Source organism: Streptomyces sp. NPDC104371 (genome assembly GCF_055583785.1).
Genome location: NZ_JBVJNF010000008.1, coordinates 168,561 through 185,552, shown reverse-complemented (window position 1 = coordinate 185,552; position 16,992 = coordinate 168,561). Strand labels below are relative to the sequence as shown.

Sequence of the window (16,992 nt, the reverse complement as noted above, 5' to 3'; positions counted from 1 at the left end):
GTCAAGGCGTGATCCGCTCTGTGCGGGGCGCCTCCCTTGGCGGGGGTAGCGGGGTCTCGGTCCTTCCGGGCAGGAATGCGGTGGCGACCAGCATCACGGCCAACGTGGCGATGGCGAACCCGTACACGCCATGGATGCCCCGCATGACGTCGTCGTCGCCGACGGTCTTCAGGATGACGGTGACGAGGGCGATGCCGATCCCCGCGCCGAGCTGGTTGAGCATGTAGAGCACCGAACTGCCCTGCGGTACCAGGTGCGTGGGCAGGGTGCGGTAGAGCGATCCCATGGTCGGCGCGCCGACGAAGCCGAGGCCGAGGCCCATGGCGAACGCGGCGAGGGAGGGCCAGAGTTCGCTCGTCCCGGCGCCGACCCGGGTGAGGGCGAAGCCGCCGAGCGCAGCCGCGACCGCGCCGCCCTGGGCGAGCCCGCGGCTGCCTGTCCTGTCGCTGAGCGCGCCCGCCAGCGGCATGGCGAGTGCGGCACCCAGGCCCACCGGGGCGACCAACAGACCGGCGGCCAACGTGCCGTGTCCATGGGCCCGTTGATAGTAGAGCGGCAGGGCGAAGAGGCAGGCGAAGGTGGCGAGGCCGTTGAGCGTCATGACGGTGACGCTCGCGGTGAAGCCGGTGTTCTTGAACAGACGCAGGTCGATCAGCGGCACCTTGTCGCCGACGCGGAGCGCGTGGACGACGTAACCGACGAGCATCACGGCGGCGAGGATCAGCGGCAGGAGCACCTGGGGTGCGGTGAACGCGGGGTGCTCGGCGGTCTGGGTCATGGCCAGGACGAGGACGGCGAACCCTGGGCCGAGCAGAGCCAGTCCGATGACGTCGAGCTGGGACGTCGGCCGGTCCACGTCGGTTGACTGGTCCACGTCGGTTGACCGGTCCGTGCTGGTCGGGCGGTCCGCGGGTACCACCCTGACGGCGAGCAGCAGGGCGATCAGGCCGATCGGTATGCCGAGCAGGAACATCCAGCGCCAGCCGAGGCCTTGGAGGACGGCGCCACCCGCGATCGGGCCGAGCACCGGGCCGAGCGAGAGGACGACCCCCATGAGGCCCATGACGCGACCGGCGCGGGCCGGTCCGGCGGCGCGCGCCAGCAGCACCAGGACAAGGGGATCGAGAATGCCGGCCGCGATGCCCTGCAACGCGCGGAAGGCGATCAGGCTGCCGACGTTCCAGGCCGCGGCGCACAGCAGGGACGCCACCAGGAACAGGCTCAGGCCGATGAGCCACATGCGCCTGCCGCCGAACCGGTCCACCGCCCACGAGGTGAAGGGGATCATCGCACAGACGGCGAGCAGGAAGCCGGTGGAGGCCCAACTGATCGTGCTCAGCGAGGTGTTGAACTCCCGGCCGAGGGTCTGGGTGGCGACGGAGGCCATCGTGCTGTTGAGGATGCCCAGGATGCCACCGAGCAGGATCACGACGATCAGGCGCACCAGTGCGGGTTCGAGCCGATCGGCCCGTTCATGGGACATGGATGCATGCACCTCTGCGTTGGTTGAACCGGGTCGGTTTGACGCGGGATCAGGTTGAGCCGGGGTCGGGCTGAACCCGACGGTTCAATCTAATGACCCTTCACGCCACAACACAACCACCCAGCCCAGATACTTGAACCATCCGGTTCAATCTGTTGCGGCCATGAGTACGATGACCGGGTGACCGAAGCGAAGACGACAGCCGGGGACGGGCGCAAGGCGCCGCGGGGCCGTATCGACAAGAGGCAGGCCATCCTCGACGCCGCGTTCACGGTGTTCGCCCGGCAGGGCTACGCCAACGCGTGCGTGAAGGAGATCGCGGCGGAGGCCAACGTCGCCAAGCCGACCGTCTACAACCATCTGAACGACAAGGCGAACCTGTTCCGCCAGACCGTCCAGCTCACCGCCGACGAGGCGACCGCCCGGAACCTGGCCGCCGTCGAGCGCCTGGCCGCCCCCGGCGACGATCTGCGCGCCGCGCTGGTGGCCGTGGCCCAGGACCTGCTGCTCTGCTACGGCGGCGAGCAGTCCCAGGCGCTGCGCCGACTGCTCTACGCGGAGATCGCCCGCTTCCCCGACCTCCTCGACACCGTCCAGGGGCAAGGGGCGGACCGGATCACCGAGGCCATGGCCGACCGGCTGGCCCGGCTCACCCTGTCCGGTCGGCTGAACGCGACCGATCCGGTGCGCGCCGCCGAGCAGTTCATCGCCTTGCTCAGCGGCCCGATGGAGACCCGTTCCCGGTACGGCACCCGACAGATCCCGACCGCCGAGCGGAACGCCATGGCGGAAGCGGCGGTGGACACGTTCCTCAAGGCGTTCGGCTGACGGCCTCCGTCGACGTCACGCCGTCGCGGGTGGCCGCCGTGGCCAGGGCCCTGTTCTCGCAGCGGATGCGGACCGTGAGCAGTACGGCGTTGGCCACGGTGAACACCGTCGCTGTCCACCACGCCATGTGCACCAAGGGCAGGGCGGCGATCTCCACGACGACGGCGACGTAGTTGGGGTGGCGCAGGAACCGGTACGGGCCGGTGGCGACCAGAGGTACTCCGGGGACGATGATGACCCGGGTGTTCCAGAGCGGGCCGAGCGTGGTGACGCACCACAGGCGCAGCGCGTGTGCCAGGAGGACGAGCACCAGCATGGGCCATCCCAGAGCGGGCAGGAACGGCCGGTGAAGGAGTACGGGCTCGGCCAGACAGCAGACGAGCAGGCCGGTGTGCAGCGCGACCATGACCGGGTAGTGGCCGCGGCCGTGCTCCACACCGGCGCGGCCGAGGGACCAGGCCGCATGGCGCCGGGCGAGGACGAGTTCACCGACCCGTTCGCACGCCACCGCGAGGACGAGAAGCTCGTACCAGGGCATGGGCTCTCCTCAACGACGAAGCGGGAGTGGTTCCAGCCATGTTCCGTCGCGCATGATGACCCTCCCGCGTAGTTCCGGCACGCCGCGCCAAGCACGTACCGTCCTCGGGGTCACGCGTACGTACACGAAGGAACCCTCTTCCGCGCGTGGATCCCACCCGAACTTCTCGGCGAACGCCTCCGCCGCGGCTGCGGGCACCTCCTGCTCAGGGAAGCACTCTGCCTCGCCCTGGAGGAGCACCACGTCGAAGGTGTCCGGCAGCGACAGGCGTACGCGCGGCTCTTCGCGGACGTTTCGCGCGGTCACGGAAGTGGCGCTGGTGCACATCCACAGCGCTTGCCCGTCCCACGAGAACCACAGCGGCAGTTGGTGCGGCCCGTGCTCGGGGTGCGCCGTCGACACCCACACATCCCGCTCGGTGACGAGCCGCTCCAAGGTGTCGCGCATACGCTCCGCCGTCGGGCGGCGAACGGTTCCCGTGGTCTCCATGAGGACCGACCCTAGCCAAGCGGGCGCGCAGTACGCCTGAGGCGCGGGACCTACGCCCAGCGACCGATGCACCCCTCACCGCTATGGTGGGCCGATGGCTTCGATCAAGCAGTTCCAAGTCACCTTCGACTGCGCGGAACCCGAGCGTCTCGCCCGCTTCTGGTGCGAGGTGTTGGGATACGTCATACCGCCGCCAGCGGCGGGGTTCGCCACCTGGGACGACTTCAAGCAGGCGCAGCCGCCTGAGCAGCGGGACTCATGGTGCGCCTGCGCTGATCCCACAGGTGTGGGCCCGCGACTGTACTTCCAACGCGTCCCCGAGGGGAAGGCCGCCAAGAACCGGCTGCATCTCGATGTGCGGGTCGGCACCGGGCTCGTGGGCGAAGAGCGCCTCGCCGCGCTCGAGGCCGAGTGCGCACGCCTGGTCCCGCTCGGCGCGGTACACGTACGCACGCTGTACGACGGCAACGACGCGTGCATCCCGATGCTGGACATCGAGGGCAACGAGTTCTGCATCGACTGAACACCGCGGTGGGCCGCAGGTCAGACCTGGAGAGTCATCCCTTCGCGCGCGGCCAGGATCTCGCCGTCGTACGCGGCGCCCGCCTCCGCCACGGAGCGGCTTCGCTCGGTACCGGGCCAGAAGTGGGTGAGCAGCAGGCGCTCCGTCCGCGCGCGAGCGGCCCATCGGCCCGCCTGCGCCGCGCTGAGCAGGTACGGGTCGGTGGCCGAGCCTTGCAGGGTCGCCCCGGCGACCAACAGGTCGGCCCCGGCGGCCAGTTCACCGAGCGCGTGACAGGGACCGGCATCGCCGCTGTAGGCAAGGGTCAGTCCGGGGGTCGTCAACCGCAGCCCCGCGTGCGGCACATGGTGGGGAAGGAGCCGCCCGTCCAGCCGGAATGGACCGACCTGATAGCTACCGGGGAGCGGATGCGGGTCGAAGACCTCGCGGAGATCCTCGGTCGGCTCCATCGCCTGCACCCGCCCGAGCACTCCCGGAGGGCAGTACAACGGCACACGACCGTCACGCTCGCCCCCGAAGAACAGCGCTCGGCACAACGCGCTCAGATCGGCACAATGATCGGGATGCTCGTGGGTGATGACCACGGCATCGACCTTGCCCTCCGCGCACCGCCCCAGAAGCCGGGGAAGTGTCGCGTAGCCGAGGTCCATGACCAGCCGGAACCCGTCGACTTCCAGCAGGAACCCACTCGCAGCCCTCTCGGCCTCAGGCCAGGCGCCACAGGTCCCCAACACAGTCAACTCGCCCACCGACACATGCTCTCACCGAGTGATCGCCTCACGCAGCCGCTTCGCTATGTCCGCGCTCTGTCCAGGGGTGGGGGTCAGTACCCCGTTCTCGGCCATCAAGGCGTGAAACTGCTGATGCTCGTACGGGACCCCGGGCGGCAGTCCTGCGATGTGCCAGTGCACGTGGGCGTTGCCCTGTTGGCTTCCCAACGACAGCAGATACGTCCGCTCCGGCACGAAGACCGCCTCGACGGCCAGCGCGATCCTGCGCACGAACAGCATGAGGTTGCCGAACGCGGCCTCGTCGAAGCCCTGGACCACGTGCTCGATGTGCGCTTTCGGCGCCACCAGGACCTTGCCCGGCAGCGTCGGCCACCGGTCCAAGAAGGCCGTGTGAGCCTCGTCCTCGTAGATCAGCTCATGCCGGTAGTCCGGGTCTCCGCGCAGATACGCGCAGATGAAGCACGGACCGGTACGCGCCCTGGCTTCATAAGCCTGAAGATCCATCGTCTCCCGCTCCACCCGCTCCGAGTTGAGTGCTGATCGCCGTGTCGAGTTCTTCCATGGTGCGGCGAAAGGCCGCTTCGAGGTCGACGTCATAGCGGTGGGCCAGGATGAGCACCGACCACAGGCAGTCCGCGAGTTCGTGCTCCAACGCCGCCCGGCCGCCCGGCACTTCCCGAGCGCCCTCTTCGGCCATCACCAGCTTGGCCAGATCGCCGATATCGCCCACGAAGCCGAGCATGAACTCCTCCCGTGTCCATACCCGGCCCCGTTCGCGCCGGTTCAGCTCGTCGTACAGATCATGTATGCGCATGGCCTGCTGCCGCAGCTCGACAAGGCTCATCGGCCGTCCCTCGCAATCCTCTTGATCCGGTCCAGAAGGAAGCATGAACCCAAGAGCGCCGGGATGCTGAGCGTCGATACGGCCAACTGGAGCGACTGAGGGCACCGGTCGAGGCGCGCGCCCAGGCTGTCGGAGTACTACGCTCCCGCCCCACCCGGCCCACAACCAGGCAGGTCAGGTGGGCATCAACTCCTGTTCGTGGGGCAGCATCTCGCGGTGGACACGCACATTCGCCGGACTTCGGGTCGGCCAGCAGGCGCAGCGCGAGCCGAGTATGTCGGATATCTGCCTATTGCTTACCGCGAGCGAACCGCTCGCGCGGCAACGGGAGTTGCCCTCGGGGTCTGTGTTCGTCCGGTTTCTCCGTTGCCTGGGATTCACCGTGCGGATTTATCATCCCCGCAAAGTGGCGCTCATCGTTGCGAGGGGCCGTACAGATGACGGATCGTCAAGACCGTTTCGGGAGTGCGGACGAGTCGAGAGGCGAGCGCGAAGCGGCTGTCCCGCCCGGGGACAGCGGCGTTCTTCCGGTGCCCCGATCGGCACACGCCCTCATCGTCGCCGTGCTGTTGGGCTACGCGCTCCTGGCCTCCGTCGACATCCTCAGCACCGATGTGTCCCTGACGGCCCGGGTGACCGGTGTGCTCGTCCTTCTGCTGATCCTCGGCCTGCAACTCGTGCACTCCGCGGTGGGCGGCAGTCGGGCGCCGCTGGCGCGTAAGTGTCTGACGCTGGCGGCCCAGGCGCTGTTGACCTACCTGCCGCTTCTGATGTTCCAGACCTACTGGGGGACGATGACCGGCTACCTGGCCGGTTCGCTGCTGTTGCTCCTACCGCCGCTGGTGGCCTGGCCGTTGTATGGGATCGCCGGGCTCAGCATGCTCGTCCTGGCGGTCCTCGACGGCCGTCCGCTCATCGACGGCATCCACCTCGCCCAGACCTCACTGCTCGCCGGACTCGTCGTCTACGGGCTCACCCGGCTGACGGAACTGATCACTCAACTGCACGCGGGACGTGGTGAACTGGCCCGCCAGGCGGTCGCCGGAGAGCGACTGCGCTTCGCTCGGGACCTGCATGACCTGCTCGGCTACAGCCTGTCCGCGATCACGCTGAAGAGCGAGCTGATCCACCGGCTCATTCCCACCCACCCCGCGCACGCGCTGAAGGAGGTCGACGAGGTCCTGGCCATCGCCGGGCAGTCTCTCGCCGATGTCCGCAAGGTCGCCAGCGGGTTCCGCGACCTGTCGCTGCGGCAGGAGATCGGCACGACCCGGTCGATGCTCGGCGCCGCAGGCATCGACGTACGCGCGGAGGTCGACCTGGGGGCGCTCTCCCCCCACGTGGACACCGCGCTCGCCACCACCCTGCGGGAGGCCGTCACCAATCTGCTGCGGCACAGCAACGCCTCACGGTGCGGCATCCAGGCCGTCCAACAGGGCGGATCCGTCCGGCTGGTGGTCGAGAACGACGGCGTCGACCCCGCCTACCACGACCCCTCGCCGCACGGCGGCAACGGACTCGGCAACCTGCACGCGCGGATCACCGAGGTGGGTGGACGGCTGGAGTCGCACCTCGGGAAGGACGGCGTCTTCCGGCTGCTGGCCGAGGTGCCCGCGAAGAAGCCCCCGGAGACGAACGCGGAGGTACGGGAGGTCGTGTTCCCGCCCAAGGGGTCAGCCGCTTGATCGTGCGCCGCCGCTTCGGGAACGGTTCGGCTCACCGGGTCCGGTCCGGCACGTTGGCCGGGCCTCGCGGCGCGCGACGCGCAGCCACAGCAACTGGGCCATGAGCCAGCGCCGCATCGCGCCCAGATGAGCGGGCGAACCGTGCACGTCGTCGAACGTCTTGAACCGGACGTCGTCGAGCGTGCGGCGCAGCAGCGTCTGTTCCGTGTCCGGGATGATCTCGTCGCGGCCACTGGCGACGTACCGCACGGGGATCCGTACCTGCCGAAGCTGCTTCGGTGTGAGCGCGAACTCCGGTAGCCGGTCGCGGAGTTCGTCCAGGTCCTCGCTACCGGTGAGGTGGCGCAGGGTCTGGGCCGTGATGCCGGGCACGCGGGGCCACCAGGCTTCGTCGGTGAAGAAGTCGGCGACGGGAGCGCCCACGGTGAGGACGCGGCGGATGCGCGGGTCCTCGGCGGCGGCGCGCACGGCGAAATGGCCGCTGAAGCTGAGGGCGAGCATTGAGGTGTCGAACACCCGGGCGCGGTCGACGAGTTGGTCGAGCAGGAAGCCCAGGGTGCGCCAGGAGTCGGGGCCGTACGTGAAGGTGTTCTCGCCGACCCCCGGCAACTCGGTGACGACGGCGGCGAATCCGAGTCTTCGCAGCAGGGGCAGCAGCGGTGCCCACTGTTCCTTGACGCTGACGATGCCGCCCATGACGACGAGCAGCGGACGATGCCGGTCGAGCCCGGCGGCCCAGCAGGCGACGGTGCCGTCGGGGTGGTCGAACTCCAGGCGTTCGATGCCGCCTTGGCTGCGGCGCCACTGGTCGAAGGTGTCGACGCAGAGCCGCTGGGCCCGTACGCGATCGGCGTCGCCGTGGTACGGGAAGCGGGCGAGCGCGTAGTGCCGGCACGCGTCGAGGAGGTCGCCGCGGGCTGCCGCGACCCGGCCCTCGGCGGTCCACACCGCGGCCCAGGAGTCCGGGTCCCCCGGGGTGTCGTCGGTGATCCGGGCGAGGACGCTCGCGGTATGCCCGGCCGTCAGGCCCTGCCCCCGAGCGTGCAGGCGGGCGAATTCCTTCAGTTCTTCCACATGGTCCATGGAGGTCCGGTCACCGTCCCCGGTTCGTGGTGGGTGCCGTCGACGCGGCGTGGGCGTATGTCATCGGTGACGGCCCGCCCGCGACTCGGATTCCCGTCGCGGGCGGCGGCCGTCAGCCCAGCTCGGCCAGGTACGTCTCGACGGCGTCCGCCGCGACGACCGGGCCGTCGACGGAGCGCATGCGCTCCCGCAGGGCCCGCACCCGGTCGGTCATCGACGCGTCACCGGTCGTCCGGGCCGCGGCCTCGCGCAGGCTCCGCACGGTGACGTCCTCCTTGGCCAGATGGTGGCCGAGGCCCAGCTCCGCCACGCGCAAGGCGGTCGCCCGCTGGTCGTTGGACTGCGGCACCACCACCATGGGCACGCCGTTGTACAGCGATTCCATGGCGCTGTTCATCCCGCCGTGAGTGATGAACAGCCGGGCGTGGCCGAGCACATCGAGCTGTGGGGCGTAGCGCCGTACGTCGACGTTCGCGGGCAGCGGCCCGAGGTCGCCGGGGTCGGTGTGGTCGCCGACGGTGATGAGGACGTCCCACTCGGAGTCACCGAACGCTTCGATGGCCGTTCTGAAGAACTCTGGCCAGCCCCTGGCCGAGGTGCCGAGCGAGATCAGCAGGACAGGCCGGTCCGCCGAAGCCGGTCGCCAGGTGCCCTGATAGGGGCGTGCGGCGATGCAGGGGCCGGTGAAGACGAACCGTTCGTCGAACGTCTCGCCCGCGTACTGGAATTCGCGCGGGAGGAACACGAGTGCGCGCTTCTCGATGTGCGAGAGGAAGCCCATCGGATCGGCGGGCAGGCCGAATTGGGGAAGTACCCCCGCGAGCTTCCGCACCGCTTCGATGATCCGCGGGTCGTTCAGCTCCGCCACCGGGAACTTCTCGCGGATCGAGAAGTGTTCGTTCGCGCCGAACACGGGGTACGTCCGGATCAGCGGAATACCGTTCCGGGCGGCGAAGAATCGCGCTCCCCAGGCCATGAAGTCATGGACGATCACGTCCGGTCTGTTTCGCTCGTAGAACGGCGCGGTCTGTTCCACGAGGGCGAGGGCTTCGTTCAGGCACCGTATTCCGTCGCCCGCGTTCTCCTCGGCGGTCAGGGGGGCGCGGTAGAAGTCGCCGAAGACCGAGTCGTATCCGACCGGTTCGGCTCCGGCGGCCTTCACTATGGGGGCGAAATGCTCCGTCGCGGTGCAGGTGACGCGGTGCCCCCGTTTCACCAGTTCCTCGACCACGCCGATGGTGGGGTTGACATGGCCTACGGCGGGATAGTCGAAGAAGGCGATGTGGCGTCGGGTGTGAGGTCTCATGAATGTCTCCTTCCTGGCTCAGCCGATGGGTTCTCTTCGGGAGGCGAACTGACGTACTTCGTCGAGGAGTTCCGCCTGTCGCAGCGTGGCGCCGGGGTCCGGACGCGTTCCGGCGCGCGCTGCGGCGGCGAACGCCGCGACGGTGGCGGCCACTTGGTCCTGCGGGGCGAGCCGGATCTCCTCCGCCGTGCCGCCGCGGTGGAGGCGTATCACGGGCACATGGTCGGCGGGCGGGGTGAACGCCCGGTCGACGGTGATACTGCCCTCGCTGCCCCACAGTTCGTACGACGAGCGGTAGGCGTGCTCCATACCGAAGGTGAGCTGCGCCGTGATGCCGCCGGGCGTGCTCAGCAACGCCGCGCCAGAGGTCTCGACCTGCCGTCCCGCGCCCTGGACGAGACGGGCGCCGAGGACGTCGAGGTCGGGGCCCAGGAAGTGCAGTGCCGCCCTGATCGGGTAGATCCCCACGTCCGCCAGGGCCCCGCCGCCGAGTTCCGGGTCGTGTCTGATGTCACCGTCCGAAGGTGCCGGGATCGTGAACGCGGCGTGGAGTGCGCGGAGTTCACCGATCGCACCGTCCGCCAGCAGACGCCGTACGTCCCTGTGCCGGTGATGATGGACGAACATGACGTTCTCCATGAGCACCAGGCCACGGGTGTCGGCGAGTTGGAGCAGTTCCCTGGTGCGGCGGTGGTCCATGGACAGCGGCTTCTCGGCGAGGACGTGTCTGCCCGTGTTCAGTGCCGCCTCGGTCCACCGGGCGTGCAGAGCCGCGGGCAGCGGCACGTAGACGGCCTGGATGTCGTCCTGTTGGAGCAGTTCGTCGTATCCATGGACGGGGCGGCAGTGGAAGCGCTCCGCGATCTGCCGCGCCTTGGCCGGGTCACGGCTGGCCACCGCCGCGACGCGGATGTCGGGGCAGGCGGCGAAGGCGGGGAGCATGCGGCGCACCGCGATGTCCGCGCATCCGATCACTCCGACCCGCAGGGGTTCGGTCACCGGGTCCTCGTCTCCGTGGCGTTGAGGCAGGCGAGCAGGGTGCGGGCCTGGACGTTGAGGTAGTGGCCGTGCCGGACCAGTGAGGTGAGCTGTGCGCGGGTGACCCAGGCGTAGCCGGGGGGCGGGTCCAGCGGGGCGTCGGCCTCGTCCGCCTCGATGATGAGGCAGCGGCTCTCGGCGCCCAGGAACCGCCCGCCCTCCTCGGAGTGCACCGCCTCGTAGCGGATGCGGTCCGGGCGGGCGCGCAGCACGGTGTCCAGGAAGCGGGGCCGCTCGCTCGCGGGCAGGTGGGCGTAGTTGCCCGGTGTGTACTGGACGGTGGGCCCCAGTTCGATGGTGTCGAGGAAGCCCGCCTCGACCCGGGCGTGCATGAGCACATGCGGGACACCGCCGAACTCCCGGGTGAGGAAGGCGAGGACACCTGGGCCGACCGGCTCGAACAGGGGTTGGGTCCAGCCGGTCACCTCACGGTTGTCCGCCCGGACGGACACGGCCATGACCTTGAAGTAGCGGCCCGCCACATGCTCGATCGCGTCCTCACCGCGCTTCCAGCCGGGAAGGGCGTCCAGGGGGACGCGCTCGGCCCGCACCGAGTGCCGGGTGCGCTCCCCCGTGAGCCAGGAGAGCAGTTCGACGTCGGAGAGCAGTGCGCCGTCCGAGGCGTCCTCGAAGGGCAGGCAGGACAGCACCGTACGCGCGTCCATGTTGACCACGTTGTCCCGGTGCAGCAGTTCGTTGACCTGCCCGAGGGTGAGCCAGCAGAAGTCGTCGAGGAGCGGTACGTCGCCCACCGCCTCCACCACCATGTTGCGGTTGGACTTGCGATAGAACCACGATCCGTGCTCGGACTGGAGTACGTCCGCGATGACCCGGCCGCGGCCGGGTCCGACGAAGTACTCGATGTACTTGACGTCCGCCCCTTGGTGGGCCTTGGTGTAGTTGCTGCGGGTCGCCTGGACCGTGGGGGAGAGCTGGAGCAGGTTGGGGTTGCCCGGCTCCATCTTCGCCTGCATCAGGAGGTGCGGCACCCCGTCGAACTCCTTGACGAGGATGCCGAGTACACCCACCTCGGGCTGTTTGATGACGGGCTGGTACCAGTCGGCGTAGGGGCCGTCACCGTACGGTTCTCCCTCCTCGGTGATGTGCAGGCCTTCGACGGTGAAGAACCGGCCGCTGCGGTGCACGAGGTTCCCGGTGGACTCCTGGAACGACCAGCCGTCCAGCTCGGCGAACGGTATGCGCGCCACCTGGAAGGCATGGGCCCTGCCCCGTTCGGCCAGCCAGCCGCCGAAGTCCTCGGTGCGCAGATGTGCGCCGTGGGTGGTGGCGGCCGACAGGGCGATACGGGCGGGCACCTGCCTGTCCGCGCGCGTCTGGAGAGAGGGGGACGACATCGGAGGGACTCCCTGCCTTTCCGCGGGCTCAGCCATGCTGGGCCACGAACTCCTTGATCGTGGCGGTCATGTAGTCGAGCATCTCGTCGGTGAGTCCCGGGTAGACGCCGATCCAGAAGGTGTGTTCGGTGATGATGTCGCTGTTGGTGAGATCGCCGACGACACGGTGGGGGCGGCCGAGGTAGGCCGGCTGCCGGGTGAGGTTGCCCGCGAACAGCCGCCGGGTGCCGATCTTCCGTTCCTCCAGATGCGCGACGAGTTCGGCGCGCGTGAAGGGGGCCTCGGGGTCGACGGTGAGGACGAAGCCGAACCAGCTCGGATCGGACCTGGGCGTCGCCTCGGGGAGCAGCAGGCCCGGCACACCGTCCAGACTCTCGCGCAGGCGGCGCCAGTTGCGCCGTCGGGCCTCGATGAAGTCGTCCAGCTTGGCGAGTTGGGTGAGGCCGAGCGCGGCCTGGATGTCGGTTCCCTTCAGGTTGTACCCGACGTGGGAGAAGATGTACTTGTGGTCGTAGCCGGCCGGCAGGTCGCCCATCTGGTACTCGAACCGCTTGAAGCAGGTGTTGTTCTTGCCGGGTTCGCACCAGCAGTCCCGCCCCCAGTCGCGCAGCGACTCCACGACGCGGGCCAGGCCGAGATCGGAGGTGAGGACGCAGCCGCCCTCCCCCATGGTGAGATGGTGCGCGGGATAGAAGCTGACCGTCGTCATGTCGCCGAAGGTGCCGGTGATCCGGCCGTCGTAGGTGGAACCGACCGCGTCGCAGTTGTCCTCGATGAGGAACAGGCCGTGGTCCTGGGCGAGTTGGGCCACCTCGGTGACCTCGAAGGGGTTGCCGAGGGCGTGCGCGATGACGATCGCCCGGGTCTTGGGGCCGATCGCCCGCGCCACCCGGTCGGCCGTGGTGTTGTACGTCGCCAGGTCCACGTCCACGAAGACCGGTACGAGGCCGTTCTGCAGGATCGGGTTGACCGTGGTGGGGAACCCCGCGGCGACGGTGATCACCTCGTCGCCCGGCTTCAGCCGCCGGTCCCCGAGCTGGTGCGAGGTGAGGGCCGAGACGGCGAGAAGGTTCGCGGACGAACCGGAGTTGGTCAGATGGGCCTTGCGTCGCTTCAGACGCTTGGCGAAGGTGGACTCGAACTTCCTGGAGCTGGGTCCGGCGGCGATCCGCAGGGTCAGCGCGGCCTCGACGATGGCGACCCGGTCCGCTTCGTCCAACACCGCCCCAGAGGGCCAGATCTCGGTCACTCCGGGTATGAACTCCCGCGCGGGCTCGGTCTCCTGGTGGTACCTGCGGACCTCGTCCAGCACCCGCTGCTTGCTGTCGCTCATCGTCCTGTCCTTCCCTTGACCGGAGGTGGCAGCGCGGCCGTGAGCAGGTCGCGCAGCGAGGTGTCGAGGGTGCGCCGCGGCTGCCACCCCAGGAGGCGCGACGCCCGCGAGACGTCCAGTTGCTGCCACTCCACATCGGTGCGCGGGGAAGGGTCGGCAACGGCCTCGACGACCGGGAGGTCCACGCCGCTGAGTTCGATCATGCGGTCGATCAGCGCGTGGATCGGAACCGCCTCGCCCCGGCCGATGTTGACCACCCGGCCGCTGACCTCCGCCCCCGGCGCACCGGCGGCGGCGCGTACGGCGTCGACGACGTCGTGCACGTCCACGATGTCGCGGTGGGCGCGCAGCGGCGGGAGCCTCAGCTCGTCCGGCTGCTCGCCCGACGACCGGGCGCGGGCGGCCTGTCCGAGGTGCACCGCGACCCTGCCGAAGATGCTGCCTGCCGGTCCCCCGGCCCCGATCACATTGGCGAGGCGGAGCACCACACCGTCCAGGCCGTCGTCCGCCGCGGCCCGGAGGACGGCCCGCGTGCCGAGGAGCTTGCTGCGCCCGTACGGTGTGACGGGAGCGGGCTCGTGGTCCTCGGAGGTTCCGGTGCCCGGCGTGCCGGCGCCGTACTCGTGGACGCTGCCGAGCTGGATCAGCCGGGGCGGGCGGGGCGAGCGGGTGAGCGACTCCGTGATGCGGACGACCAGTTCGGCGTTGCTCGCGGTCATCTCGGCCTCGTCGGCTCGCCAGGCCCGGCCGACGGCGTTGACCACCACATCGGGCCGTACCGAGGCGAAGAACCGGTCGAGTTCGTGCGGGTCGACCGCCAGCAGGTCCATGAGGACGAAGCGCGGGTCGGCCGGGCGGTCCTCGGCCGGGCTGCGGGACACCAGGTGGACGTGGGCACCGTCGGCGGCGAACGCCGCACCGATGCGGCGGCCCAGGTATCCGGTGCCCCCGAGCACCACGACCCGCGGCCCGGCCGCCGTGCCCGTCTCAGCGATCGGCATGGTCGGCTCCGTACTTGGCGGTCTTCCACCAGTCGGGGTGGTCGCGGTACCAGGCCACCGTGGCGGCCAGGCCCTCCTCGAATCCGGTCAGCGGTACATAGCCCAACTCGTCGCGGATCTTGGACTCGTCGATGGAGTACCGCAGGTCGTGTGCCTTGCGGTCGGCGACGTGGTGGATCATCTCCTCGCCGCGGCCGGTGAGTTCGAGCAGATGCTCGGTGATGGCGCGGTTGGTCCGCTCGTTGCCGCCGCCGATGTTGTAGATCTCGCCGACCCGGCCCTTGTCGAGGACGAGGTGGATCCCGCGGCAGTGGTCGTCGACATGCAGCCATTCGCGCATGTTGCGTCCGTCGCCGTACAGCGGCACCTTCCGGCCTTCGAGCAGGTTGGTGACGAACAGCGGGATGAGCTTCTCGGGGTGCTGGTACGGCCCGTAGTTGTTGGAGCAGCGGGTGAGGGAGAGGTTCACTCCGTGGGTGCGCCAGTAGGTGCGGGCGACCAGGTCGGAACAGGCCTTGGAGGCCGCGTAGGGGGTGTTGGGCAGCAGGGGGTGGTCCTCGGTCCAGGAGCCCTGCGCGATCGAGCCGTACACCTCGTCGGTGGAGACGTGGACGACCCGTTCGACCCCGCATTCCAGCACGGCGTCGAGCAGTGTCTGGGTGCCCAGGACGTTGGTGCGGAAGAACTCTCCCGCGCCCTCCAGCGAGCGGTCGACATGGGACTCCGCGGCGAAGTGCACCACGGCGTCGTGTCCGGGCAGCAGGTCGCGCAGCAGGTGCGGGTCGCAGATGTCGCCCTGGACGAACTCCAGGCGTGGGTGCGAGGCGGGCAGGTTGTCCCGGTTGCCCGCGTAGGTGAGCTTGTCCAGGGCGGTGACTCGCGCGTTCTGCCACCCCGCGTAGCTGTCGGCGAGGAGGCTGCGGACGAAGTGGGAGCCGATGAACCCGGCGGCTCCGGTGACGAGGATCCTCATGCCGCGACTTCCACTCGGGTGTGGTCTCCGACGACCAGGCGGTAGCGGTCCGTGCTCTGCCCGACGGTGCCGACGCGGGCGGAGCGGCCGATGACGGAACTGCGCAGCCCCTGGACGCCGGTGACCGACGCCCCGTCCAGGGCGATGGAGTACTCCAGTCGGCTCGCGGTGACCGCGCAGTCACGTCCGATGGAGGTGTGCGGGCCGATGTGGCTGTCCTCCACGACCGTGCCCGCGCCGATGACCACCGGGCCCTCGATGCGGGAGCGCACGATGTGTGCCCCGGCTTCCACGACGACCGGGCCGGTCAGCACGCTGGCCTCGTCGACCTCGCCCTCCATGGCGGGCCGCAGGCTCTCCAGGATGTGCCGGTTGCACTCCAGCACGTCCTCGACGTCCCCGGTGTCCTTCCAGTAGCCCTCGTACTGACCGGCCCGTACGTCCGCGCCGGACGACACCAGCCACTGGATCGCGTCGGTGATCTCCAACTCGCCGCGGCTGCTGGGCTGGATGGCGCGGACCGCCTCGTGGATGGCGGCGGTGAAGAAGTACACGCCGATCAGGGCCAGGTCGCCGCTCGGCTGCTGTGGCTTCTCGACCAGGCCCAACACCTCGCCGCGCGGCCCGAGTTCGGCCACGCCGAAAGCGCGCGGGTCCGGGACCTTGTGCACCACGACATGGGCGGCGGGACGGTGTGCGGCGAACTCCTCGGCGATGCCGGTGATCCCCTCGGGCAGCATGTTGTCGCCGAGGTACATCACGAAGTCGTCGTCGCCGAGGAAGTCCCTGGCGATGGTGACCGTGTGGGCGAGGCCGAGCGGGGCGTCCTGCTGGAGGTAGGTCAACCGGCAGGCCCCGAACCGCGATCCGTCGCCGAGTACCTGACGGATCTCGTGGGCGCGGTCACCGACGACGACCCCTATCTCGGTCACGCCCAGGTCCAGGATGTTCCTGAGGACGTACTCCAGGACCGGTGTGTTCACGATGGGGATGAGTTGCTTGGGCATCGAGTAGCTGAACGGCCGTAGGCGGGTGCCCGATCCGCCGGCCAGCACCAGAGCCTTCATGGGAGGTCCTCTCGATTCACGTGTTGATGACTCGGGCCCGGTGCGCGGTGCATGGCCGCGCGGAGACCGGCGGACCAGGGGGACGCCCGGTCAGGCGATGTCGAAGCCGGGCAGCAGGCCCGCCGCGAGGGCCTCGGCCAGCAGGGGCGCATGCGCGTCCTTGTCCGAGATCAGCGGTGTCCCGGCGCACTCCCAGGGCAGGTCCAGGTCGGGGTCGAGCGGGTTGATGTCGATCTGTGTGCCGGGGACGTAGGTGGTGGAGACGACGTAGCAGACGCAGGTGTCGTCGGTGAGTGCGAGGAAGCCGTGGCCGACGCCCTCGGGTACGTACACGGACCGGCCCGAGGCGGCGTCCAGTTCGGTCACCCGGTGCGCGCCGAACGTGGGCGAACCGACCCGCAGGTCGACGACGATGTCACGCAGCGCGCCCCGGACGCAGGTGACGAGTTTGGCCTGTCCCGGAGGGATGCGCACGCTGTGGATGCCGCGCAGGGTGTGCCGTCGGGACACCGAGTAGTTGATCTGACGGGGCCGGAAGAGGACCCCCGCGGACCGCTCCAGTTCGTCGGACCGCATCGATTCGTAGAACACGCCCCGGTCGTCGGGCAAGTGTTCCGGCTCGATCACATAGGTGCCGGGGATGCCGGTCTCCTCGATGCGCACGGCTCGCTCGCCCTCTCTGTCTGAACTCGTCGTGCTGCGAAGGTCCGGCGGG

Annotated in this window: 18 protein-coding genes; 3 read left to right on the top strand and 15 right to left on the bottom strand. The window is 69.5% G+C overall.

The features are described from left to right. Window position 1: 1 nt before the first annotated feature. Window positions 2-1,483: a DHA2 family efflux MFS transporter permease subunit gene (locus ACZ60T_RS24695; protein WP_469667871.1), complete on the bottom strand. Its 1,482-nt coding sequence runs from the start codon at window positions 1,481-1,483 to the stop codon at window positions 2-4. Window positions 1,484-1,663: 180 nt separating this feature from the next. Here ACZ60T_RS24695 and ACZ60T_RS24690 point away from each other — a divergent pair, with 180 nt between their 5' ends. Further along, complete coding sequence (locus tag ACZ60T_RS24690) at window positions 1,664-2,311, top strand: TetR/AcrR family transcriptional regulator (protein ID WP_469667870.1); 648 nt, start codon at window positions 1,664-1,666, stop codon at window positions 2,309-2,311. Here the strand turns inward: ACZ60T_RS24690 and ACZ60T_RS24685 are convergent. Both ACZ60T_RS24685 and ACZ60T_RS24680 read right to left on the bottom strand, forming a co-directional pair. Then, complete coding sequence (locus tag ACZ60T_RS24685; protein ID WP_469667869.1) at window positions 2,295-2,849, bottom strand: isoprenylcysteine carboxyl methyltransferase family protein; 555 nt, start codon at window positions 2,847-2,849, stop codon at window positions 2,295-2,297. The two genes, ACZ60T_RS24690 and ACZ60T_RS24685, sit on opposite strands and share 17 nt — an antisense overlap. A 9-nt stretch (window positions 2,850-2,858) precedes the next feature. Then, entirely contained in the window at window positions 2,859-3,338 is a 480-nt protein-coding gene (locus ACZ60T_RS24680; protein ID WP_469667868.1) for a pyridoxamine 5'-phosphate oxidase family protein, read from the bottom strand. Between the two features lie 94 nt (window positions 3,339-3,432). On the opposite strand from ACZ60T_RS24680, the gene ACZ60T_RS24675 reads away from it, so the two are divergent. Continuing rightward, window positions 3,433-3,861: a VOC family protein gene (locus tag ACZ60T_RS24675; protein ID WP_469667867.1), complete on the top strand. Its 429-nt coding sequence runs from the start codon at window positions 3,433-3,435 to the stop codon at window positions 3,859-3,861. A gap of 20 nt (window positions 3,862-3,881) precedes the next feature. On the opposite strand, the gene ACZ60T_RS24670 is transcribed toward ACZ60T_RS24675, so the two are convergent. Genes ACZ60T_RS24670 through ACZ60T_RS24660 form a run of 3 tightly spaced genes read right to left on the bottom strand, consistent with a single transcriptional unit; the run spans window position 3,882 to window position 5,436 of the window. After that, a complete protein-coding gene (locus ACZ60T_RS24670) occupies window positions 3,882-4,610 on the bottom strand; it encodes an MBL fold metallo-hydrolase (protein ID WP_469667866.1) in 729 nt (242 codons plus the stop codon). A gap of 12 nt (window positions 4,611-4,622) precedes the next feature. Next, a complete protein-coding gene (locus ACZ60T_RS24665) occupies window positions 4,623-5,096 on the bottom strand; it encodes an HIT family protein (RefSeq protein WP_365625618.1) in 474 nt (157 codons plus the stop codon). Beyond that, window positions 5,077-5,436, bottom strand: coding sequence for a MazG nucleotide pyrophosphohydrolase domain-containing protein (locus tag ACZ60T_RS24660; protein ID WP_469667864.1), 360 nt, complete (start codon window positions 5,434-5,436; stop codon window positions 5,077-5,079). The genes ACZ60T_RS24665 and ACZ60T_RS24660 overlap by 20 nt, the downstream gene beginning before the upstream one ends. 530 nt (window positions 5,437-5,966) lie before the next feature. Between ACZ60T_RS24660 and ACZ60T_RS24655 the strand changes: the two genes are divergently transcribed. Then, on the top strand, window positions 5,967-7,121 hold the full coding sequence (locus tag ACZ60T_RS24655) for a sensor histidine kinase (protein ID WP_469667862.1): 1,155 nt from the start codon (window positions 5,967-5,969) through the stop codon (window positions 7,119-7,121). Here ACZ60T_RS24655 and ACZ60T_RS24650 read toward each other — a convergent pair. The 9 genes from ACZ60T_RS24650 to ACZ60T_RS24610 form a co-directional block, all read right to left on the bottom strand. Continuing rightward, window positions 7,110-8,204 carry an alpha/beta hydrolase gene (locus tag ACZ60T_RS24650; protein ID WP_469667860.1) on the bottom strand — a complete coding sequence of 365 codons (1,095 nt, stop codon included), beginning with the start codon at window positions 8,202-8,204 and terminating at the stop codon, window positions 7,110-7,112. The genes ACZ60T_RS24655 and ACZ60T_RS24650 overlap by 12 nt on opposite strands. A 112-nt stretch (window positions 8,205-8,316) precedes the next feature. Continuing rightward, entirely contained in the window at window positions 8,317-9,510 is a 1,194-nt protein-coding gene (locus ACZ60T_RS24645; protein WP_469667859.1) for a macrolide family glycosyltransferase, read from the bottom strand. A gap of 18 nt (window positions 9,511-9,528) precedes the next feature. Further along, a complete protein-coding gene (locus tag ACZ60T_RS24640) occupies window positions 9,529-10,509 on the bottom strand; it encodes a Gfo/Idh/MocA family protein (RefSeq protein ID WP_469667858.1) in 981 nt (326 codons plus the stop codon). Next, window positions 10,506-11,903: an NDP-hexose 2,3-dehydratase family protein gene (locus ACZ60T_RS24635; RefSeq protein ID WP_469667857.1), complete on the bottom strand. Its 1,398-nt coding sequence runs from the start codon at window positions 11,901-11,903 to the stop codon at window positions 10,506-10,508. The genes ACZ60T_RS24640 and ACZ60T_RS24635 overlap by 4 nt, the downstream gene beginning before the upstream one ends. A gap of 28 nt (window positions 11,904-11,931) precedes the next feature. After that, a complete protein-coding gene (gene rfbH / locus ACZ60T_RS24630; protein WP_469667856.1) occupies window positions 11,932-13,236 on the bottom strand; it encodes a lipopolysaccharide biosynthesis protein RfbH in 1,305 nt (434 codons plus the stop codon). Beyond that, entirely contained in the window at window positions 13,233-14,237 is a 1,005-nt protein-coding gene (locus tag ACZ60T_RS24625) for an NAD-dependent epimerase/dehydratase family protein (protein ID WP_469667855.1), read from the bottom strand. The genes rfbH and ACZ60T_RS24625 overlap by 4 nt, the downstream gene beginning before the upstream one ends. Further along, window positions 14,224-15,210, bottom strand: a complete 987-nt coding sequence (gene rfbB, locus ACZ60T_RS24620) for a dTDP-glucose 4,6-dehydratase (RefSeq protein ID WP_469667853.1) — start codon at window positions 15,208-15,210, stop codon at window positions 14,224-14,226. The genes ACZ60T_RS24625 and rfbB overlap by 14 nt, the downstream gene beginning before the upstream one ends. Beyond that, window positions 15,207-16,277: a glucose-1-phosphate thymidylyltransferase gene (locus tag ACZ60T_RS24615; RefSeq protein WP_469667852.1), complete on the bottom strand. Its 1,071-nt coding sequence runs from the start codon at window positions 16,275-16,277 to the stop codon at window positions 15,207-15,209. The genes rfbB and ACZ60T_RS24615 overlap by 4 nt, the downstream gene beginning before the upstream one ends. A gap of 90 nt (window positions 16,278-16,367) precedes the next feature. Continuing rightward, entirely contained in the window at window positions 16,368-16,940 is a 573-nt protein-coding gene (locus ACZ60T_RS24610; RefSeq protein ID WP_469667851.1) for a dTDP-4-dehydrorhamnose 3,5-epimerase family protein, read from the bottom strand. Window positions 16,941-16,992 lie beyond the last annotated feature (52 nt).

Bases quoted from the DNA above. Each gene is read 5' to 3' on its own strand.
- ACZ60T_RS24695 (WP_469667871.1), bottom strand. From the start codon at position 1,483: ATGTCCCATGAACGGGCCGATCGGCTCGAACCCGCACTGGTGCGCCTG.
- ACZ60T_RS24685 (WP_469667869.1), bottom strand. From the start codon at position 2,849: ATGCCCTGGTACGAGCTTCTCGTCCTCGCGGTGGCGTGCGAACGGGTC.
- ACZ60T_RS24680 (WP_469667868.1), bottom strand. From the start codon at position 3,338: ATGGAGACCACGGGAACCGTTCGCCGCCCGACGGCGGAGCGTATGCGC.
- ACZ60T_RS24675 (WP_469667867.1), top strand. From the start codon at position 3,433: ATGGCTTCGATCAAGCAGTTCCAAGTCACCTTCGACTGCGCGGAACCC.
- ACZ60T_RS24665 (WP_365625618.1), bottom strand. From the start codon at position 5,096: ATGGATCTTCAGGCTTATGAAGCCAGGGCGCGTACCGGTCCGTGCTTC.
- ACZ60T_RS24660 (WP_469667864.1), bottom strand. From the start codon at position 5,436: ATGAGCCTTGTCGAGCTGCGGCAGCAGGCCATGCGCATACATGATCTG.
- ACZ60T_RS24650 (WP_469667860.1), bottom strand. From the start codon at position 8,204: ATGGACCATGTGGAAGAACTGAAGGAATTCGCCCGCCTGCACGCTCGG.
- ACZ60T_RS24645 (WP_469667859.1), bottom strand. From the start codon at position 9,510: ATGAGACCTCACACCCGACGCCACATCGCCTTCTTCGACTATCCCGCC.
- ACZ60T_RS24635 (WP_469667857.1), bottom strand. From the start codon at position 11,903: ATGTCGTCCCCCTCTCTCCAGACGCGCGCGGACAGGCAGGTGCCCGCC.
- rfbH (WP_469667856.1), bottom strand. From the start codon at position 13,236: ATGAGCGACAGCAAGCAGCGGGTGCTGGACGAGGTCCGCAGGTACCAC.
- ACZ60T_RS24625 (WP_469667855.1), bottom strand. From the start codon at position 14,237: ATGCCGATCGCTGAGACGGGCACGGCGGCCGGGCCGCGGGTCGTGGTG.
- rfbB (WP_469667853.1), bottom strand. From the start codon at position 15,210: ATGAGGATCCTCGTCACCGGAGCCGCCGGGTTCATCGGCTCCCACTTC.
- ACZ60T_RS24615 (WP_469667852.1), bottom strand. From the start codon at position 16,277: ATGAAGGCTCTGGTGCTGGCCGGCGGATCGGGCACCCGCCTACGGCCG.